Source organism: Frankia sp. CeTa3Moorea, from assembly GCF_978021225.1.
The window spans coordinates 1-14,893 of sequence record NZ_CDXDOR010000125.1 but is presented as its reverse complement, the minus strand read 5'-3'; the positions used below and the strand labels follow the sequence as shown (position 1 = coordinate 14,893).

The 14,893-nt window shown below is 69.6% G+C and carries 16 protein-coding genes; 12 read left to right on the top strand and 4 right to left on the bottom strand.

Translation table 11 applies throughout. The features are described 5' to 3' along the window. The 6 genes from gvpJ to AC08OV_RS18710 all read left to right on the top strand — a co-directional run. The coding region (gene gvpJ / locus AC08OV_RS18735; protein ID WP_476620039.1) for a gas vesicle protein GvpJ at positions 1 to 199 on the top strand (199 nt) is incomplete at its 5' end. A 236-nt stretch (positions 200 to 435) separates the two neighbouring features. Next, positions 436 to 867: a gas vesicle structural protein GvpA gene (locus tag AC08OV_RS18730; RefSeq protein ID WP_476615689.1), complete on the top strand. Its 432-nt coding sequence runs from the start codon at positions 436 to 438 to the stop codon at positions 865 to 867. Positions 868 to 872: 5 nt separating this feature from the next. After that, positions 873 to 1,694, top strand: a complete 822-nt coding sequence (locus tag AC08OV_RS18725) for a GvpL/GvpF family gas vesicle protein (protein ID WP_476615690.1) — start codon at positions 873 to 875, stop codon at positions 1,692 to 1,694. Continuing rightward, on the top strand, positions 1,691 to 2,479 hold the full coding sequence (locus tag AC08OV_RS18720) for a hypothetical protein (RefSeq protein ID WP_476615691.1): 789 nt from the start codon (positions 1,691 to 1,693) through the stop codon (positions 2,477 to 2,479). The genes AC08OV_RS18725 and AC08OV_RS18720 overlap by 4 nt, the downstream gene beginning before the upstream one ends. Further along, positions 2,412 to 3,416 (top strand): SRPBCC family protein, encoded by a 1,005-nt coding sequence (locus AC08OV_RS18715; RefSeq protein WP_476615692.1) that lies wholly within the window; start codon positions 2,412 to 2,414, stop codon positions 3,414 to 3,416. The genes AC08OV_RS18720 and AC08OV_RS18715 overlap by 68 nt, the downstream gene beginning before the upstream one ends. A gap of 2 nt (positions 3,417 to 3,418) precedes the next feature. Continuing rightward, positions 3,419 to 3,745, top strand: a complete 327-nt coding sequence (locus AC08OV_RS18710) for an MOSC domain-containing protein (protein WP_476620038.1) — start codon at positions 3,419 to 3,421, stop codon at positions 3,743 to 3,745. On the opposite strand, the gene AC08OV_RS18705 is transcribed toward AC08OV_RS18710, so the two are convergent. Together AC08OV_RS18705 and AC08OV_RS18700 are read right to left on the bottom strand one after the other, a co-directional pair. Next, positions 3,700 to 4,224, bottom strand: a complete 525-nt coding sequence (locus tag AC08OV_RS18705; protein WP_476615693.1) for an arsenate reductase ArsC — start codon at positions 4,222 to 4,224, stop codon at positions 3,700 to 3,702. The two genes, AC08OV_RS18710 and AC08OV_RS18705, sit on opposite strands and share 46 nt — an antisense overlap. Before the next feature lie 599 nt (positions 4,225 to 4,823). Continuing rightward, on the bottom strand, positions 4,824 to 6,032 hold the full coding sequence (locus tag AC08OV_RS18700) for an acyl-CoA dehydrogenase family protein (RefSeq protein ID WP_476620037.1): 1,209 nt from the start codon (positions 6,030 to 6,032) through the stop codon (positions 4,824 to 4,826). Positions 6,033 to 6,480: 448 nt separating this feature from the next. Here AC08OV_RS18700 and AC08OV_RS18695 point away from each other — a divergent pair, with 448 nt between their 5' ends. Then, positions 6,481 to 8,067, top strand: coding sequence for an alkaline phosphatase D family protein (locus tag AC08OV_RS18695; RefSeq protein ID WP_476614332.1), 1,587 nt, complete (start codon positions 6,481 to 6,483; stop codon positions 8,065 to 8,067). Positions 8,068 to 8,219: 152 nt separating this feature from the next. On the opposite strand, the gene AC08OV_RS18690 is transcribed toward AC08OV_RS18695, so the two are convergent. Continuing rightward, positions 8,220 to 8,738, bottom strand: coding sequence for a hypothetical protein (locus AC08OV_RS18690; RefSeq protein WP_476620036.1), 519 nt, complete (start codon positions 8,736 to 8,738; stop codon positions 8,220 to 8,222). Positions 8,739 to 9,032: 294 nt separating this feature from the next. Between AC08OV_RS18690 and AC08OV_RS18685 the strand changes: the two genes are divergently transcribed. The 5 genes from AC08OV_RS18685 to AC08OV_RS18665 all read left to right on the top strand — a co-directional run bounded on the left by AC08OV_RS18685 (position 9,033) and on the right by AC08OV_RS18665 (position 14,128). Then, the gene (locus AC08OV_RS18685) at positions 9,033 to 10,070 is read left to right on the top strand and encodes a DUF72 domain-containing protein (RefSeq protein ID WP_476614330.1); all 1,038 of its coding nucleotides are present in this window, start codon (positions 9,033 to 9,035) and stop codon (positions 10,068 to 10,070) included. Between the two features lie 6 nt (positions 10,071 to 10,076). Continuing rightward, positions 10,077 to 11,564, top strand: a complete 1,488-nt coding sequence (locus AC08OV_RS18680) for an SUMF1/EgtB/PvdO family nonheme iron enzyme (RefSeq protein ID WP_476614329.1) — start codon at positions 10,077 to 10,079, stop codon at positions 11,562 to 11,564. 2 nt (positions 11,565 to 11,566) lie between these two features. After that, a complete protein-coding gene (locus tag AC08OV_RS18675) occupies positions 11,567 to 11,839 on the top strand; it encodes a hypothetical protein (protein ID WP_476614334.1) in 273 nt (90 codons plus the stop codon). Between the two features lie 23 nt (positions 11,840 to 11,862). Further along, positions 11,863 to 13,071 (top strand): hypothetical protein, encoded by a 1,209-nt coding sequence (locus AC08OV_RS18670; RefSeq protein WP_476614328.1) that lies wholly within the window; start codon positions 11,863 to 11,865, stop codon positions 13,069 to 13,071. A gap of 283 nt (positions 13,072 to 13,354) precedes the next feature. Continuing rightward, on the top strand, positions 13,355 to 14,128 hold the full coding sequence (locus tag AC08OV_RS18665) for an NAD(P)-dependent alcohol dehydrogenase (protein ID WP_476620035.1): 774 nt from the start codon (positions 13,355 to 13,357) through the stop codon (positions 14,126 to 14,128). Here AC08OV_RS18665 and AC08OV_RS18660 read toward each other — a convergent pair. After that, complete coding sequence (locus AC08OV_RS18660) at positions 14,115 to 14,474, bottom strand: transposase family protein (RefSeq protein WP_476620034.1); 360 nt, start codon at positions 14,472 to 14,474, stop codon at positions 14,115 to 14,117. The two genes, AC08OV_RS18665 and AC08OV_RS18660, sit on opposite strands and share 14 nt — an antisense overlap. Positions 14,475 to 14,893: the final 419 nt, after the last annotated feature.

Sequence of the window (14,893 nt, the reverse complement as noted above, 5' to 3'; positions counted from 1 at the left end):
GGGTGCTTCGGTGGGCCGGGGGGCCGGCACCGCCCAACCGATCGCCGATCTCCTCGACCGGCTGGTGGACCGCGGCGTGGTGATCAGTGGGGATGTCGTGGTCGCGCTGGCCGGCGTCGACCTGCTCCGGCTCGATCTGCGCGCCCTGCTAATCGGTGTGCAGACAGCCGTGGAGGGCGGCCGAGAGGCGGGATGGTGAGTACTACCAGGAACCCCCGGCGGACGCTGCGATTGGACGCGGATCCCCAGGACGTCGGTCGCGGTCTCGCGCGTCTCGTCGGGCGTGAGCCCCGAGGAGACCGAGCAGGCACTACGGCGGGCCCGTCACCTCGTCGATCCCGGGCCGGGGATCGACCCGACCGCCCCCGACGCGTCGAGGGCCCGCTCCGCCTCCTCCGCGTACGAAGAACGATGGAAGAAGGCGAGGACAGCGCCATGAGCGTCTCCAGTCAGTCCATGAACCGGGCTCCGAAGCCCAGCAGCCTGGCCGATGTCCTCGACGTTGTGCTCGACAAGGGCATCGTCATTGACGCCTACGTGCGGGTCGCGCTGGTCGGAATCGAGATCCTCACGGTCGACGCCCGGGTCGTCATCGCGAGCGTGGACACTTACCTCCGGTTCGCCGAGGCGGTGAACCGGCTGGACATCGCGCCCAAGGAGCAGGTCTCGGGCCTGCCCGGACTCATGCATGAGGTCACCGACGGCACCGCGAGGCAGAAGTCGAAGGGGGCGCTCGAGGGATTGAAGGACACCGCCGAGGAGGTGGTGGGCTCGCTGCGTGGCGGATCGTCCGAGGAGCACGCCCGGCGGGATCTGCCGGCCGGGCGCAGTGCGCCGGGCGACCGCCGCAGCGGCCGAGAGGGATGATCGCTATGTCCGTCATCATCTATGGCATCACGCGGTCCGGGCATCCGGCGCCGACGCCACCGCCGCCCGGCATCGGACACCCCCCGGGGCAGGTGCACCTGGTGCGGTTCGGGCCGTTGGCGGCGGCGGTCAGCGTCACCGCGGATGTCGGGATTCTGGGCGAGTCCGAGGCTGTGCGTCATCTGGACATCCTGCAGCGACTTCTCGCCGGAGGCCCCGTGCTGCCGCTGCGGTTCGGGACCGTCGCCCCCGACGAGGCGGCCGTGTGCCGTGAGGTCCTCGCCCCGCTCGCCGACGAGATGCCCGATCGGCTCGATGCGCTCGAAGGGCTGGTGGAGCTGCATCTCGACGTGGAGGAGGACGAGCGGTCCGCCCTCACCGAGGTACTGCCGGGCAGCCCGTTCGTCGGGGTCACGCCGCCCGCGGATCTCGACGCGCGGATCAGGCTGGGTCAGCAGGTGGCCGACCTGGTCATCGCCCGCCGGCAGCGTCAGGCCGATGCGATCCTCGACCTGCTGCGTCCGCTGGCGCTGTCCGACCGGCCACGGCGCCCGCACGGCGGTGCGGAGGCCCCGGTGCTCAGCTGGGCGTTTCTGCTGCGCGACGACGCCGTGGACGCGTTCGACGCCGCCGTCGCCGATCTCCGTCGTGCCTGTCCGTACTTCACGATCGAATACGTCGGCCCACTTCCCGCCATCGACTTCGCCGAGGGCCCCACGGGTCCCCCCGGAGCCGGTGACACGGCGGACGCCGACGCCTTCGGGGGGACCGGCAGATGGGGTTGGAGCTCGGACTCCGACATCTGGGAAGGGAATGATCAACTATGAGCAGTGCGAAGATCGCTGCGGCGCTCGTCGGCGGCTATGTCCTCGGCCGGACCAAGAAAGCCAAGATGGCGATCGGAGTCGGGCTCTGGCTGACCGGGCGCAACTATCACGCCAAGGACATTGTCCGTGATCAGACGGTGAAACTGCTGCATTCCGCGGAGGCGGAGGAGCTGCTCGCCCAGGTCCGCGGACCTGGGCTGGAGGCCGGTCGGCGCGCGGCACTGTCGGTGTACGAGGCCCGGGCGGGTCGGCTCACCGAGAACCTCCACCAGCGTACGGGTCGGCTCACCGAGGGCCTGGCCGAGGCGGGTGACGTCGCCAAGGCGGCGACGGGCGCGGTCACCGAGGGGGTGACCGGGGCCGTCAAAGGGGTGACCGGGGCCGTGCCGGAGGCCGCCGCACCCGGCCGGGGCGAAGGAGAGGGCGAGAAGCTGGCGCCCGCCGCGGCGGAATCCGAGGAGGGCACCTCGGGCGGGCAGACCGAGCAGCGTGGGCAGGCGGAGCAGCGTGGGCAGGCGGGCAGACCGAGCAGGGCGAGCGGTCGGAGCAACGGGCGGCCGGTGAGGGAGCGGCGCCCGAGGCTGTGGCGCAGTCCGGTGCGCAGCGCCGTTCTTCGCCCGGACGTTCGGCGGGGCCGCGCCGCGCCGCGCGTGGCCGGCAGAACGTCACCTCCGAGCGGTGACATCCGAGGGACGGTCCGATCGACGAGGAGCGGAGATGACGCAGACGACAGAGCGGCCGACGACGAAGCCACCGGCGCAGGGTTTTCTCGGTGCCCTGCGTGACAGCCCGGCGACCAAGAGCCTGCTCGACGAGACGAAGAACTTGGCGAAGGCGGGTGGGGCGCACCTGGTCGGCAGGACGGCGCAGCGGCTCACCTCGAGCACGGAGAAACTCCACGGGCTGGCCGAGAGGAACGGCAAGGAGGGTAAGCTCTCCCCGCTCGCCGAGGGCGTCCAGCGGCTGGTCAGGGGGGAACCGCCGACGAAGACGGCCTTCAGGACCGCGGTCTCGGCGATGCGCGAGAAGGCGAAGGGGACGCTGAAGATCGGCCGCGGGAAGCGCGGCGGCAAGAGCGGGCCACTCAAAGCCACGAACATCGAGGAGACGGTGGACGTCGGTGTCCCGGTGTCCGTCGCCTACGACCAGTGGACGCAGTTCCCGGATTTCGCCCGTTTCATGAAGGGCGTGGAGGCGGTGGAAACGAAGAGCGAGACCGAGCAGAACTGGCGGGTCAAGGTCTTCAAGTCCCGACGCAGCTGGAAGGCGACCGTCCAAGAGCAGATCCCGGACCGGCGGATCGCTTGGACGTCCGAGGGCGGAAAGGGCTCCACCAGGGGCGCCGTCACTTTTCATCCGCTCGCTGATGACCTCACCCGGATCCTGCTGGCCATGGAATACTATCCCAGCGGGTTCGTCGAGAGGACGGGGAATATCTGGCGTGCCGGCGGCCGGCGGGCCCGCCTCGATCTCAAGCATTTCCGCCGGTTCATCGTGATGCAGGGCAAGGCAACCGGGTCGTGGCGAGGTGAGATTCGCGACGGCAAAGTGGTGGCACAGCCCGAGGAGTCGGGGCCGGCCGCGAGGGAGAGGGCGGCGACCGTGCGGGCCGAGCAGGCCCAAGCCGAACGCGCCGAGCAGGCCGAGGCCGAGTGGGCCGAGGAAAAAGGGAGTGCCGAGCAGGAAGGGGGCGCCGAGCAGGCCGAAACCGCGCGGCGGTGAGTATGGCCGAGTGGGAGACCAGGCGAAACCTGGTGACGGAGGGCGTCGCGCTACTCGACCTCGTCGGGCGGACCTTCCGCATCGACGACGTTGTCCTGCTCGGTGCCCGGCCCTGCCCACCGTGCTCCTACCTCGAACAGCTCACCCGCCCCGGGGTCTGGAGCGCGCTACGCGACCGGGGTGGCCTGCGCGCCGACGCCGTGCGTGGCGGCACCGTCCGGATCGGCGCGACGATCATCATCCCGCCCCGGGAGGCCGAGCCCGTCGACGCGGTCGCGCCGGATCACGCGGTTGTGTCGGGTGCGCCCGCCCCGACCGGTGGAGGATAGCGCCACGCATCCGGGTCAGTACCACCAGGCGGGATCCCGGTGTAACCGGGCTGGTTCTTCAGTAGCCCGACGCGGGTGGCCACGCCGAGACTGTAGACCAGCGCCCGGACGCGGGCGTCGATCTCGTCGCGGATCGACCGGATCTCCTCGAGCGCGCACTCCGCCGGATCATCCAGTTTCCAGGTGAGGTAGCGCGTGTCGGGGTAGCTGGGAACGGCGTCGTCGCATCCCATGTTGATGACGACGATGGAGTCGCGGACCATCTCGTTGGTCAGTCGCTTCGGGGACTCCCGGGACAGGTCGATGCCTACCTCGGCCATGACGGTGACGACTCCCGGGTGGATGGCCGGGGCCGGGGCGCTGCCGGCGGATCGGGCGCGGAACAGGCCACGACCATGTCGGTCGAGCAGAGCGGCGCCTATCTGAGAACGGCCCGCGTTGTGAACGCAGACGAACAGCACTTCGGGCGGACGAGCCACGAACGCTCCTGGTCGGCCGTGCTGGAACGGTGGGATAACGGGTTGCCGGGGGGCGTCGGAATGTATTTTCTTCGGATCTGGATGTCGGGTCGCGATGTCAGGCGTTTGTTTGAATGTTGATGTTCGCGGGCTTCCGTTGTAGCGGGTGTTGGGTATGTCTTGGTGAGGCATTGTCGAACACGGTTTCGCCGGGTGTGGCATCGCGGATTGTGATTTCATGGGCCGGATGTTCGCGGACTGCGAGTCTTGCCGACGTGACCATTGCCGACCGCGAACGTCGCCGGTCATTGTCAACAACATTCTGATAACACTGATGTAGTCGTTCGAGTCAGCCGTGGGTTGCCAGTGGCATACTCCCACGGGTGTCACCGGGTGCTCCCCGCGGGGATGGGTACGGTGCTCCCCAAGGGGATGGGTACGGTGCTGGGCACACCGCGGCCGAGATCTATGCGGACTTCGTCCGCCGGGACGGTCCCGGTCGGAACTTCTCGGCCGTCATCACCGCCATCCGCGAGGGCGCCCTGGGTGCCCGCCACGACGGGGAAACCGCAGGAGGAAACCGCAGGACCGTACTCGGGGCTCGGGGCATCGGGCGGGGGTCAGCGCCGCATCAGCAACGAGCCGCCCAGGAGATATGACCCGATCATCTCGAAGTTCGTCGGCGCCAGGGTGATGTGCGCGACCACGGTGTGGATGTCGCGGAAGCAGCGGTCGAGCCGGCCGGCCGCGCCCAGGGCCCTGGTGCCGGCCAGGCCGTGCAGGGTGTCCACGGCCTTCAGGGTGTTTTCGCCGACGGCGGCGGCGGCGAGCCGGATCAGGGCGCTGAGCTTCTCCCCACCGATGAGGCGGGCACTCGCGTGGCCGGCCGCATCGTCGAGTAGCAGTTCGCCCGCCCTGACCAGGGCCGCAGCGCGGGCGAGGCCGGCCTGAACGGTGTGGCTGGACGCCAGCGTCTCCGTCCCGCGGGCAGGAACCGCGCTGACCGCCAGCCCCGGGAAGGCGCTCAGCGCGTCCTGGGCGATGCCGAGCGCTGTTGACGCGGTCGTGAACGGGCCGAAGTCGTAGTACGCGATGGGGTAGCCGCGCGAGGGCCGGGCCGCGGGCAGCCGGCGCAGCAGCCCGCCGTCGACGGTGTGCTCCTCGGGGACGAAGAGGTCGTCGACAGTGAAGCTGACGCTCCCGGTGCCGCGCAGCCCTATCGTGAACCAGTCGTCGGTGAAACGGGCGGCATCCCGCGGAACGAACATCATCCGGGTTGTGGGCGGGGTCGGGGCCGACGAGTCCGCCATACTTCCCGCGGCTACCTCGCCGGCCGCGCTGGTTTCGGTGACGAGTGAGGCGCACACCAGCCAGTCGGCGTGGGTGGAGCCGCTGGCGAAGGACCACCGACCGCGTACCCGGTAACCGCCGGGGACGGCCTCGGCGTGGCCCGACGGGTTGATCCCACCGACGACGAGACCATCGCTCTCCCGGAACATCCGGCCGGCCGTCTGCTCCGGGAGGTAGTCCGACATCCGGCCGATAACGCCCTGGACCCCCATCTGCCAGGCGACGGAGGCGTCGATCCGGGCGAGCGCCTGGAGCACCGTGGAACCGGTCCGGACACTCACCCCGCCACCGCCGAAGGCCGGGGAGACCCACATCCGGTGGATGTTCTGCTCACGCAGGGCGTCGATGACGTCGGGCGGCGTCATTCTCTCCTGTTCGGCCTGTTCACGGTGCTGGACCAGGACCGGGGCGACTTTCTCGACCCGGGCGAGCCAGTGCCTGGTCTCGTCGTCGGGGTGGGCGGGGCCTGGCCAGAACATGTCACGCATCCACTCTGATCAACCGCCTGATCTGCGGAGACATCGTCCGTCCCTTTCTCGCCGAGGGAGGTAACGGCTGGTCACTGACGGCAAAGCTCCGACTGAAACCGCATCTACGGATAGATCATAGCAATTTCTACGTAGATACGGATCGCGAAAGCGCTAAGGGGCCGTGAGAGCGGCCCAGATGACCAGGGTTTCCCCGGCTCTGCGGCTCTGCGGCTCTGCGCGTGACTTCATCCGAGCGGTCGGCGCCCGGGTTCCTCGCGAGGGTTACCCGGAAGAGGTGGTCTGGGCGGGACGCGGTGCGGCAGGCGGTGCGGGACGCCACGCACAGTTCACTTTTTCGCTTCCGGAACGGGGGCCGACGGCTGCCCGGAACCTGCACTGTGATGGTCGACGTCGGGGGACTGCGGCCATACGGACAGTGACAGGAGGGCCGGGCGGGATGGCAGAGGAACGCGTGCCGAACCGACGGGACGTGCTGGCCCGAGCGACGGTGGCGTCACTGGCTGCCGCCGCCGGCACCGCCGTAGGGGTTCCGGCGGCGCGGGCCGCGGTCGCGGACCGGGCCCCGGGCCAGGTGCGGGGTGGCCGGCCCACGTTCACCTCCGGCGTGCAGTCCGGCGATGTCACCGCGGACAGCGCGGTGGTGTGGGCACGGGCCGATCGGCCGGCGGTGCTCGCGGTCGACGTGGCAGCCACCGAGACGTTCACCGCCGCCCGGCGGGTCGGCGTCGTCCGGGTGGGCGCGGCGACCGACTTCACCGCCTCGGTGCCGGTCCGCGGCCTGCCTGCCGGCGAGGAGGTGTTCTACCGGGTCCGCCTCGCCTCGGCGGATGACCCGGCGCTCGTCGGCGAGACGTCGACCGGCCGGTTCCGGACTGCCCCCGGGCGTGCCGGCGACGTCTCGTTCATCTGGTCGGGTGACATCTGCGGCCAGGGGTGGGGTATCAACCCCGATCTCGGCGGAATGCGGATCTTCGAGACGATGCGCCGGCTGAACCCGGACTTCGCGATCTGCTCCGGGGACACCGTGTACGCGGACGGGCCGCTCCTCCCGACGGTTCCGCTCGCGGACGGCTCGGTGTGGCGCAACCTCGTCGTCCCGGAGAAGTCCAAGGTCGCCGAGACCCTCGCGGAGTACCGCGGCAACTACCGGTACAACCTGCTCGACGCAAACCTGCTCGCGTTCAACCGCGAGGTGCCGTGGGTGTTCCAGTGGGACGACCACGAGACGCTCAACAACTGGTATCCCGGTGAGATTCTCGACGATTCCCGGTACAGCGAGAAACGGGTGGACGTCCTCGCGGCGCGCTCGCGGCAGGCGTTCCTGGAGTACACCCCGTTCATTCCCGGTCGGGCCGGCCCGGGCGGGAGGATCTACCGCAGGATCTCCTACGGCCCGCTGCTCGACGTCTTCGTCCTGGACCTGCGCTCGTTCAAGAACCCGAATCCCGACGGCCAGGAGGATCCCGCCGGCGTGGCGATCCTCGGCCGCCACCAGAGCGAGTGGCTGCTGGCCGGGCTCGCCGCCAGCCGCGCCACCTGGAAGGTGGTCGCCGCCGATCTCCCGCTCGGGCTGCTGGTGCCGGACAACCCGAGCGGCGTGGAGGCGGTGGCGCAGGGCCGGCCGGGTGTCCCCCTGGGGCGCGAGGTGGAAATCGCGGACCTCCTCGCCGGCCTCCGCCGGCACCGGGTCCGCAATGTGGTCTGGGTGACTGCTGACGTCCATTACACGGCGGCGCACCACTACCACCCGGACCGGGCCGCCTTCACCGATTTCGACCCGTTCTGGGAGTTCGTTTCCGGGCCGTTGAACGCCGGAACGTTCGGCCCGAACACGCTCGACCCCACCTTCGGCCCCGAGGCTGTTTTCGTGAAGGCCCCTCCGGCGGGTCAGTCCAACCTGCCGCCCTCGGCCGGTCTGCAGTTCTTCGGCCGCGTGCACCTCGATCCCGGTGGCGGGCTCACCGTGGAGCTGCGGGACTCCGGTGGTGCGGTGCTCTGGTCGACCACGCTCGCTGCCGCCTGACCGGCCGCCGCCTGACCGGCCGCCGCCCCGGGCAATCTGCTCGGGCCGGCTGGCCGTCGTTACCCCGCCACCCCAGGAGGACATCAACCGGCCCGGGTCCGTAGCCGACTCCGACTCCGGCTACGGACCCGGACCCGGATCCGTGTCTGCGGTCAGCTGATGGTCCGGCTGACCCGGACGAACAGGTGGTGGAAGCCGGCGATGCCACCGAACAGGCCGCCGATCTCCAGCACCTGGACGCGGGCCAGCGTGTCGGCGGTCGTGGTGTCTGAGGACGGCAGGTTGGCGAGGGCCTTGGCGAACGCCTCGTCGAAGCTGAGCGCGGGTGACAGTCCGATGGCCTCTTCCGCCCCTGCCTCGGTCCCCGCCTCCGGCGCGGCGGTCCGGTGAGCGCTCCCGCGAACGGTGTCGACGTAGCCGGCCAGTTCCTTGCCGCAGGGCTCGATGTCGACCTGGTCGGTGCCGTCGGCGTGATGGACGGTGATCCGGGGTTGATCCTCGGGGTAGCGAACCATCTCGGCGTAGCGGTATGGCGTGACCACCTGCGGGAAGACGCCGGGCCGCGCGCGGCGCTCGAGGTCGAACTGTTGCGGGAAGATGCGCACCCTGCTCTCGGCGATGTCGACGTCGAATCCGGGCGTGGGCAGGTCGCCTTCGGCGACGATCAGCACGTACGGCCCTTCGCGGAAAGCACTTATTCTGGTCCGACTGGCCAGTTCACGACGACTCATGGCTTCTCCCAACGGCGGAGGAATGGGTCCGGAAGTGGTTCCCCTCGATGGCATTCTCGTACGTCGTGTGGCCGGACGGCTGCCGTTGCCGTATAGCCGACAGGACCGGGTCCGAGCCCGAGCGGGGTACCGGTACATTCGCCTGTAAAAGGATAACGGATCCTGACGTCAACCATGCCGTTCGCGGGCAGGTACCGGTTCGCGAGCGTGGAACCCGGCGGGGAGGTGACGGGCATGGGTGACATTCTGGTCGGGACGGCTTCCTGGACGGACCCGACGCTGCTGAGGTCCGGATGGTACCCACCGGAGGTCACCAGCGCCGAGCAGCGGCTGCGCTACTATGCCCGGCAGTTCCCGCTGGTCGAGGTCGACTCCACCTACTACGCGCCGCCGGCGGAGCGGACGGTGCGGACGTGGGCGACGCGCACCCCGGCCGACTTCACCTTCAACGTCAAGGCTTTCTCGCTGCTCACGGGGCATCCGACTCGCCCGGGCGCGCTGTACAGGGACCTGCGCGACGTTGTCGGGCTGGATCGGAGGAACCTCTACGTCCGCGACCTGGACGCCAACGTCGTCGACGAGGTGTGGGAGCGGTTCCTCACCGCGCTGGCACCGCTCACCGAGGCCGGCAAGCTCGGCGCTCTGCTCTTCCAGTTCCCGCAGTGGTTTCCGATCAGCGCCGCGAACAAGCGCTACGTCCTGGAGTGCCAGCGCCGGTGCCGGCGGGTGCGGATCTGCGTGGAATTCCGTAACCACACCTGGATGGACGAACGCAACCGTGAGGAGACACTCGATTTCCTCGCCTCTCAGGCGATTCCGTACGTGTGCGTCGACATGCCCCAGGGCTATCCGAGTTCGATTCCGCCGGTGCTCGCCGCGACTGCCGATCTCGCGGTCGTCCGGTTCCACGGTCACAGCGAGCGGTGGACGAGCAAGGACATCCACGAACGCTTCGGCTACCGCTACAGCGAGGACGAACTGCGCGCATGGGCCCCGAGGATCCGGGAGCTGGCGAACGGCGTCGCCACGACCCACGTCCTCATGAACAACTGCTATGCCGACTATGCGCAGCGCAACGCCAGACAGTTGGCCGACCTGCTGGCCCGGCTCGACTCTCGCGAGAACCGTGGTCGTCGGAGGGACGAACAGAGTTCCCGTTTACGTCCCAGAGTCGGTGGCAGGGCGTCACGCTCGTTGGCTGACTTGTCCCAATCCGGAGCCGTTGGGGAGCCGATCGGTTACGATCCGCCTGGGTTGCAGGGCGGGAGGTGATCCAGTTTGGCGGAGCCGGGAACGTCGGCGCACTATGAGCGCCTCGCCGACGCGTACGACCAGAACTGGACCTACAGCGACGCCTTCCTCGACTGGATGGCCCGGGAGATGGCCGGGGCGCTCACCCTGACCTCCCACGATCGGATCATCGACGTCGGGTGCGGGACGGGACTGTACACCCGCCGGGTTTTCGAGATCGTCCGGCCGTTGACGCCGATCCTGTGCGCCGACCCGTCCGAGGGGATGCTGAGCCAGCTGCCTTCGGATCCCGGTCTTCGCCCGGTGCACGCCTCGGCGGAGCAGCTCGTCGGCGCGGCCAGCCCCGACGCGACGACGGCCGTCGAGCCCGGTTCGCTCGACGTGGTGATGATCAAAGAGGCGATCCACCACGTGGCCCCCGCCGACCGCCCGCGGGTCATCGCCGGGCTCGCCGATCTCCGGCCCAGGCTGGAGAGTTATTTCGGCCCGGCATTCCTGGCCGATCAGGCGGTGTTCACTCTGGCGGACCTCTGCACCCACGTCGGCATCGAATGCTTCGCCGAGGGACGGGTCACGCTGGAGACGTTCCTGCTCGCGCCCCTGTTCCGCCTGGCCGGCGCCGGCACGGTGGCGTTGGTGCACACCGTTTTCCAGGAGTATTTCGCCGCGTGCTACCTGCGGACCGCGGCCGGACGGGAAGCCGCGGGCAGCAACGCCGAACCGATTCTGACCGAGCAGGTCCGGGAGTTCCTCGTCCACCTCGGCGCCGAGACGATCCCCGCGCCCCCGCGGACGCTCCCGGCAGCGACGTACCTGGTCGGGCCGAGCCACCGCCTCCTCCTCCGAAAGATCGAGAAGCCGGTGCTGTTCGACGAGTTCCCCGTGACGGTCGGGCGGTACAAGGCGTTTCTCGCCGCGGTCGCCGAGCAGGGCTGCGCGCAGTGGGATCATCCGGGCGCTCCGCCAGGCCACACCCACGAACCATGGCGGGAACGCTTGCGAAACCCGGAGTACTTCACCGATCCGGCGTACGACAACTACCCGGCGAACTGCGTCAACTGGTGGAGTGCCTACGCCTTCGCCCGCTTCGAGGGCAAGCGGCTGCCGACCTGCGTCGAGTGGGAGGCCGCCGCCCGGGGCACGGACGGCCGGCTGTTCCCCTGGGGAGACGACGTCGACCTGACCGCGGTCAACTGCGCCGACGCGTGGAGTGGCCGGCCGTTGGTGACCTACGAGGTTTGGAAGCAGGAGATCGACGGTGGCCGGTTGCGGGACTGCGCCCCGACCCCGGTGACCGATCATGCGGCGAACCTGTCCCCGTTCGGAGTGCACGGCATGTCCGGCAACGTGTGGGAATGGACCGAGACCGTGTTCGACGGGATCAACTCCGCGGTGATCTGCGGTGGCTCCTACGACAACCCGTACCGGGCGGTGCAGACCTCGTCGAAGGCCCTGTACCTACGCCGGGGCAGCAGTAACGCCGTCGGGTTCCGCTGCGTGCGGGAGGTCGCGTGACCATGACCGGCGTGCCGGACAGCGGGCAGCGGTTCGGCCGGATCGTCGACCGCCAACCGCTGGGCAGCGGACCCCACCGGGTCACCGCGACCTACCTGGTTCGCGACGACGAGACCGGCGAGATCCACGGCTTCGACTACAGCGACATCGTCACCGAAGGATTCCGCACGATCATCGTCGGGGAGCGTGTGCGTTTCGAGGTCGACCCGTCCACCGGCCGAGCCCACTTCGTGATCAGACTGGATCTTCCGGAGGTCGACGAATTCTACCGGTAGACCGTCCGGGACGGCGTTCCTTCGTGGTCGTCTGTCCCGCCTTCCTCACCGGCACCCCGGACTGGCCGGAAGGTCCGCTGCCGTTACGCCACAAGGAAATCGAAGCGACCACCGCCGCGCGCAGCACCTATTTCAGCGCCGCCTGCGCACGCATCCTCTACGGCACGCCTGACCGGCCGAGCCGCTGGCAGCGCACCGCACCCACCGGCGAGACGAACAACCCGATCTTCGGGACGGAGATCCTCCTACCCGACCCGGACCGGCCGGACCGCGCCTTCGTCATCGTCCACGTCCATGTTCACGTCCAGACCGGCGGGTCCGAGCTCCTCGACGTCCTGCGCGCCGTCGCCGGCCGGCGCGGCAGTGCGACCCCACCCCCCGACCTCGGCTCGGCGCTGCCCACCTGGGCCCGCCTGGCGCCGTCGGCCCGAGGGTTCACGATCGCGTTCCTGACCTTCCCCACCCTTCCCGAAGCCGACCCGCCGCGACCCGCTGACGCCGTCCGAATCGACTCCTGGTCGACCGCGGACACCTGGCTGTGGCATCTCGCATCCCGTACCGCCAACGCCGACTACCCACCGGATCCCGACCACGCCGACCAGCTCCTCGACGGACGAGTGATCCTCTCCGCCGACTGGCGCGGGCTCGTCACCCGGGACGGCGCCGCCTTTCTCGGTCTACGCCCCGACGACGGCGCCGACGATGCGTTCTTCGGCTTCGCCCAGCTCTACGCCCACACCACCTACCTCGACGCGGTCCTGATCGGCATGATCCAGAACGCGGCCATCACCGAGATGATCGACGAGGCGGCCCGCGCGTTCGAAGCCCAGGACCTCACGCGTCATCTCGCCCGTCTCGAAGAACGGGCCGCCCGATTCCGCAACATCTACTGGCTCCGGGACGCCAGCGCCCACGGCCCGGCGAACGACATCCTCACCGCCTACCAGGCACAGCACCATCTGCCCGAGCGGTTCGACGCCGTGCTCACCGAGATCGTTGACCTGAACCGGATCGCCCAGACCCAGGAGGGGCAGCAGGTCGGCGCGGCGCTCGGCGTCCTCACCGTCGTCGGCCTGCCCTTCGGCGCCGCCTTCGCGGTACTCCAGGTCCTCGGCGCGAACTCGGCGCGAGACCTCCTCATCGGCGTGCTCGCCGCGCTCGCCGGCTCCGGCGCCCTGCTCCTCACCCGGTTCGGCCGGCTTCTGCTCCGCTCTCTCCGTCAACCGGAGTAACGGGCTCACGAAGGAGAGCGGAACCTCGGCCAAGCCTCGGAAAGGGGCGCTCCGTCGTCAGCGCACCGGGACGGCGGCGGAGCTTGATACTGTGACCGCACAGTTGACTGGACGGCCACGGCAGACGCCACGGCAGACATTGAACTGTGCGAAGCCAGTCGAAGTTTTCGATAATCCGCTGGCAGGGCATGTGTCGCTATGATCACTTGATTCCGCCGTGCGAGGCGACCCGCTCGTCGCGCGACTCATGCCCGGAATGGGACTGACCAGGCCGAAGCACCGTGTGGCCGGGATCGACGCGTCGGGCGTCGTGGAGGCGGTCGGCGCGAACGTGCACGGGCTACGACCCGGCGACGAGGTGCTCGGCTTCTGCCCAGGCGCATTCGCCGAGTACGTCCGCGCCCCGGCGGACACGGTGGTACCCAAGCCGGCCGGCCTGACCTTCGAGCAGGCGGCGGCGCTCCCAATCGCCGCGACCACCGCCCTGCGGGGGATCCGCGACATGGGTGGGGTCCAGGCCGGGCACCTGGTACTCGTCAACGGGGCCGCCGGCGGCGTCGGTACATACGCCATCCAGATCGCGGCCGCGCTCGGCGCGGAAGTCACCGGGGTGTGCAGCACCCGCAACGTCGAACTGGTCCGCGCGCTCGGCGCCACACACGTCATCGACTACACCACCGATGACTTCACCGACGCGCACACCCACTACGACGTGATCCTCGACAACGTCGGCAACCGGCCACTGAGCCGGCTGCGCCGGGCGCTGACCCCGACGGGAACCCTCGTGCTCAATGCCGGCGGTTCACCCGGCCACGTCGTCGGGGCGGTCGGCTGGATGCTCCGCGCGATCGTGGTCAACGGTTTCGTCCGGCAGCGGCTCCGACCGCTGCCCACCCGTCAGGATCAGGCGGAGCTGCTCACCCTCACCCGGCTCGTCGAGGACGGGAAGCTCACGTCGGTCATCGACCGGACGTACCCACTGGTCGAGGTCGCCGAGGGTCTGCGCTATCTGGAACGGGGGCACGCTCGCGGCAAGGTCGTCGTCACCACGGCATGAGCGGCTCTTCGCGGTACGGCGGATTCCGTGTGTCGCCGCGGAACCGCAGCACCACCGACTGGGTCGGGCTGGCCTGATGTGTCGGCAGGCTGGGGACCAGGTAGGCGACCTCGGTCTCGGTGGCTTTCACCCCGCGGCCGACCAGCCAGCGGGCGGTCTCGGTCTGGGTGCGCAGAGCATCCGCCTGACCGGCATCGGCGGCCCATTCGCCGATCGCGGTGAACGACCGCGCGCCAGCGAGCACCGCGCACGTCGCCAGGGTCAGCACCACCGCCAGGCTGTGCCGTCTACCTCGGGGTTTCCGCGGGTCCGGGACCCGGCCGAAGACCGCCAGCAGACCCGTCACCGACGACGGATGGTGATGACCGTCGGCGACGGCGGCAGCCAGCTGATCGAGAGCAGGGGCAGGCGGCGATACTGGGACGGCGGGCACGACATCTCGGGTCGATCATGACGGCGTAGGAACCTCCATGATCTCCAGGTGTCGTGCCCGTACCCCTGAAGCCCCGGACCCGGCGTCAGCCTCTCGCTGCACAGTCCCACCAGAAACCCCAGCCAGCACCGATCACCTGCGCGTCAGCAAACTTGCCGAGGCCCTGCTATCAGGCCGCTTCCGCCGCTTCCATCGCTTCCGTCAAGTCGGCCACCGTTCTGGCGAAGGCCGCAGCCCCCAGAGGGAACTCACGCTGGTCGGTCCAGCAGACTAGGACGGCCGAGTAGGCGTCACCTGCGGCCAGGTAGGGCGCGAGGGCGGTCAGGCCTTTG